This window comes from Oleiphilus sp. HI0043 (assembly GCF_001634935.1).
Genome location: NZ_LWEY01000604.1, coordinates 1 through 1,247, shown reverse-complemented (window position 1 = coordinate 1,247; position 1,247 = coordinate 1). Strand labels below are relative to the sequence as shown.

The window sequence follows — 1,247 nt, the reverse complement described above, 5'->3', positions numbered from 1 at the left end:
GAGAGTGTATGTGCCAGCGGCATTTGCATCGACAAAACCGGATACAGTGATGCTGGCGGTGATATCACCGTCAGTATTGTCTGTAGCACTGGCGCCACGGTCGCTATAAGCAGTTCCTTGTTCATGGTTGATGCTTGCCGAGCCAAGTAATGTGATAACCGGTGCGGTAGTATCGGTGACGATTACTGTTCGCGTAAGCTGTACGGCATTGTTCCCAGCTGCATCACTTACGTCATAGCTAATTACATATGTTCCAGTCGCAAGAGGGTTGACTGTTCCGCTTGAAATAATACTGGAGCTCAGGTCGCCATCAATATTATCTGTCGCACTTGAGCCTGCATCGGTATAGCTTGAGCCAAGTTCAATATTTACGGTTGTGTTGCCAATTAGAGTTATCATTGGTGCAGTAAAGTCGCCGACATTAACTGTTCGGACTTGTTGTGCGGCAGGGTTTCCACCAGAGTCTGTCACATCGTAAGTGACCGTGTATGTGCCTGCGACATTTTCATTCACGTTGTTAATGGTGACAATTGCTGCGCTAAGCGTAGCGTCATCATCGACTACGTCTGATGCAGTCGCACCCTGGTCGGTGTAAATTGTATTTAGCTCATGATTAAGTGGGTTGGCACCAGACATGGTGATGGTTGGTGCGCCAGTATTGGCAACGTTTACAGTTCTATTAACCGTGGTTGCGGCATTGCCTGCTGCATCAGAAGCGTTATATGACAAGATATAAGCGCCGACAGTGTTGGCATCTACTGAGCCTGTAACTCCAATATTTGCTGAAATATCACCATCAATATTATCTGAGGCGATAGCGCCTGGATCGAGGAATATGGTGCCTACTTCATGATTGAGCGGGTCTGTGCCGACTAAGCTGATTACCGGCGCAGTCATGTCACTAACAATAACAGTTCGCGAGACTTGCGTCGAAGCGTTGCCTGAGGCGTCACTAACGTTGTAAGTAAGGGTATAGCTTCCACTTACGCTGGTATTAACTGCACCACCAAGCACAATGTTGGAGCTTAAGTCACCATCAATGGCATCTGATGCCGTAGCACCCGCATCCGTGTATGTCGCGCCTTGCTCTACATTAACTGTAGCGCTGCCAAGTAGAGTAATCACGGGGCCGGTTCTATCGGCAACGATTACGTCTCTGGTAACCGTGGGTGCAGCATTGCTTTGTAGGTCGGTAACGTTGTAAGACAGGGTGTAGGTACCCGCGATATTCGCATCGACTGTCCCAC

The 1,247-nt window shown here is 48.8% G+C and carries 1 protein-coding gene; it reads right to left on the bottom strand.

Annotation, left to right across the window (positions count from 1 at the left end):
- On the bottom strand, positions 1-1,247 hold a 1,247-nt coding region (locus A3729_RS07445; protein WP_156497767.1), incomplete at both ends, for a DUF5011 domain-containing protein.